Annotated in this window: 5 protein-coding genes; all 5 read left to right on the top strand. The window is 65.6% G+C overall.

From position 1 onward, the window contains the following. Positions 1-529 (top strand): hypothetical protein (locus VMS96_12765; protein HVP44298.1); only part of this gene is annotated, 529 nt, incomplete at its 5' end. Positions 530-563: 34 nt separating this feature from the next. Continuing rightward, positions 564-1,886, top strand: a complete 1,323-nt coding sequence (locus tag VMS96_12760) for an acetyl-CoA hydrolase/transferase C-terminal domain-containing protein (protein ID HVP44297.1) — start codon at positions 564-566, stop codon at positions 1,884-1,886. Between the two features lie 3 nt (positions 1,887-1,889). After that, a complete protein-coding gene (locus VMS96_12755; protein HVP44296.1) occupies positions 1,890-2,153 on the top strand; it encodes a 4Fe-4S dicluster domain-containing protein in 264 nt (87 codons plus the stop codon). Continuing rightward, positions 2,137-3,189, top strand: a complete 1,053-nt coding sequence (locus tag VMS96_12750) for a 3-methyl-2-oxobutanoate dehydrogenase subunit VorB (protein ID HVP44295.1) — start codon at positions 2,137-2,139, stop codon at positions 3,187-3,189. Before VMS96_12755 ends, VMS96_12750 begins: the two co-directional genes overlap by 17 nt. Before the next feature lie 10 nt (positions 3,190-3,199). Then, a partial coding sequence (locus VMS96_12745) for a hypothetical protein (GenBank protein ID HVP44294.1) occupies positions 3,200-3,513 on the top strand: 314 nt, incomplete at its 3' end.

Below are 3,513 nucleotides of genomic sequence, written 5' to 3'. Positions count from 1 at the left end.
GTGGCTGGGGAGGCAGTCGTCCGCCCCCCAGATGGAGGCCGTTATGGTCGCAAGTCCCGTCCAACCCCCTCTGCTGGGCGTGCTGGGCTGGCGCCTGGTGCGGTTGATCGAGAGCCACTCGGACGCGCTGGCCAAGGGCCTATGGGAGCGTTTGCAGAACAGCGAACGCACCACTGACTACGTCTCGCGGGTCCCGCCCGAGGAGCTCAAGGAACGGGTGGGAGAAATCTACCGCCACCTGGGGGAATGGCTGCTGAAGAAGACCGAGGCCGACGTCGAGCACCGGTACGTGGCCATCGGGGAGCGCCGCTTTGCCCAGGGCGTACGCCTGAGCCAACTGACCTTCATGATCGTCGCCACCAAGGAGCACCTCTGGGAGTACGTCAGCCGCGAGGCCCTGGCCGACCGCCCGGTGGAATTGTTCCAGGAGCTCGAGCTGTTCCAGTTGGTCGATCAATTCTTCGACCGGGCGCTGTACTTCGCCGGGGTCGGATTTGAGCGTGCGCAAGCCGCCGCTCGCAAGCAATAAGTGTGGGGTGGGAAAGGGAACTACGATGTCCTGGATGGACGCATATAAAGCGAAAGTGAAGGGTGCGGACGAAGCGCTCAAATGCGTGGAGTCGCACATGCGGGTATACATCCAGCCCGGCTGCGCAGAGCCGGAGACCCTGGTAGGCGCCCTGATGCAGCGGGCGCCTTTCGTACGAGATGTGGAGATCATCCACCTGATGACCATGGGGCGGGCCGACTACATCGCGCCCGAGATGCAGGGCATCTTCCGCCACAACGCCATGTTCATCGGGGGCAACGTGCGCGACGCGGTCAATGACGGCCGCGCCGACTACACCCCCATCTTCTTGAGCGAGATCGAGGCCCTGTTCGAGAGCGGCGAGATGCCCATCGACGTGGCCCTGGTGCAGGTCTCGCCACCCGACGCGCACGGCTTCTGCTCCTTCGGGGTGGGCGTGGACACCACGCTCACCGCCGCCAAAGTAGCGCGCTACGTCATCGCCCAGGTGAACGGGCACATGCCGCGCACTTACGGCGACAGCTTCATCCACATCTCCGACATCGACGCCATCGTCGAGGACACGCGCCCGCTGTGCGAGCTGAAGAAGGTCGAGATCACCGACCTGCACACCCGCATCGCGCGCAACGTCGCCACCCTGATCGAGGACGGCTGCACGTTGCAGTTGGGCATCGGCGGCATCCCCGACGCGGTGCTGACCTTCCTCGGCGACCGCAAGGACCTGGGCGTGCACACCGAGATGCTGGCCGAGAACGCCATCCCCCTGATCGACAAGGGGATCATCAACGGCCGGCGCAAGACCCTGCATCCGCGCAAGATCATTCTCGGCTTCGCCCTCGGCAGCAAGAACCTGTTCGATTACCTGCACGAGAACCCGATCTTCGAGTTCCACCCCAACGCCTATACCAACAACCCGGTGCTGATCGCGCAGAACGACCGCATGGTGGCCATCAACTCGGCCTTGCAGATCGACATCACCGGGCAGATCTGCGCCGATTCCATGGGAACGCAGTTCTACAGCGGCATCGGCGGGCAGGTGGACTTCATCCGCGGCGCCACCCGGTCTAAGGGCGGCAAGCCTATCATCGCGCTGCCCGCGACCGCCAAGAACGACACGGTCTCGCGCATCGTGCCCATGCTGACGCCGGGCGCGGGCGTGGTGACCTCGCGCGGTGCGGCGCACTACATCGTCACCGAGTTCGGCGTCGCCTACCTGCATGGCCGCAACATCCGGCAGCGCGCCGAGGCGCTCATCGAGATCGCCCACCCCAATTTCCGCAAGGAGCTGTACGACTACTGCGAGCACACCAAGTGGCTCGCCCGGCCCCCGGAGATCGTGAGTCTGAATTCGAGGTGAAGCATGGCAGCAGTCCCGCGTGGTTTGGTGAAGGTGGACCGCAACGAGTGCAAGGGCTGCGGCCTTTGCGTGGAGTCGTGTCCCCCGAAGTGCCTGGAGCTGGAGCCTGAGCTCAACAGCTACGGCGTGCACCCGGCCCACTACAAGGGTGAGGGCTGCACCGGCTGCGGCATCTGCTTCTACTGCTGTCCGGAGCCGGGCGCCATCAGCGTCTTCCGCTTGGTGACGCCGCCGGCGGCGGAGGTGGCCCGTGCGGCAACTGTCTAAGGGCAACGTTGCCGTCATCAAGGGCGCCATCCAGGCGGGATGCCGCGCCTTTTACGGATATCCCATCACTCCGGCCAGCGAGATCGCCGAGGCCGCCGCGCTTTACATCCCGGAGATCGGCGGCACCTTCGTGCAGGCGGAGAGCGAGGTCGCGGCCATCAACATGGTCTATGGCGCCTCTTCCTGCGGGCAGCGCGTGATGACCGCCTCGTCCGGCCCCGGGCTCAGCCTGATGCAGGAGGGCATCTCCTATCTTGCCGGCTCCGAGCTGCCTTGCGTGATCGTGGACGTGGTGCGCGGCGGGCCGGGGCTGGGCAACATCGCCCCCGAGCAGAGTGATTACTTCGCGATGGTCAAGGGCGGAGGCCACGGCAACTACCACAACTTTGTGGTGGCGCCGGCGTCGGTGCAGGAGATGTGCGACCTCACCATCCTGGCCTTCGAGCTGGCCGACCGCTATCGCAATCCCGCCATCGTGCTCACCGACGGCTTCGTCGGCCAGATGATGGAGCCGCTGGAGATCGAGGAGCGCGACGTGCCCATCCCCGACAAGCCCTGGGCGGTGAAGGGAACGGCGGAGACCCGCAAGAACCTGATCACTTCCATCTATCTCACGCCCGAGGAACTGGAAGCGCATGTCCGCAAGCTGGAGGCCAAGTACAAGTCGGCCGAGGTCGAAGCCTGCGACGAGACCTACATGGTGGAAGACGCCGAGGTCCTGCTGGTGGGCTACGGCATCGTCTCGCGCGTGCTGCGCTCGACGGTGGAGCAACTGCGCAAGTTCGGGGTGAAGGCCGGCCTGTTCCGGCCGATCACCCTGTGGCCATTCCCGTCGCAGGCCCTGGCCCACATCGCGCGCCGCTGCCGCATGGTGCAGGTCGTCGAGATGAGTACCGGGCAGATGGTCGAAGACGTGCGGCTGGCGGTCAACGGCGCCGTGCCGGTCGAGCTCTACAGCCGCGTGGGCGGCTCGGTGCCCGGCGTGGAAGAGGTTCGGGACCACGTCCTGGCGCAGGTCGCCACCCTGGTGCCCTGAGGAGGAACGAGTGTCGGAATACAAGGTCGTGCAACAGAAATCGCCGGTCTTCTACGACCGCTACGAGCGCAAGGCCGATCTTCAGCACCAGACCCACTATTGTCCGGGCTGCGGCCACGGGGTCGCGCACAAGCTCATCGCCGAAGCCATCGCCGACCTCGGCGTGCAGGACCGCACCGTGTTCGTCAGTCCGGTGGGCTGCTCCGTTTTCGCCTACTACTATTTCGACGTGGGGAACATCCAGGCGGCGCACGGGCGCACCCCGGCAGTGGCCACCGCCGCCAAGCGCGCCAACCCCAACAGCATCGTGGTCGCCTACCAGGG

It is taken from the genome of Terriglobales bacterium, from assembly GCA_035543055.1.
Lineage (GTDB): Bacteria > Acidobacteriota > Terriglobia > Terriglobales > Acidobacteriaceae > JAIQFD01.
This window is presented reverse-complemented; position numbering and strand designations above follow the sequence as displayed.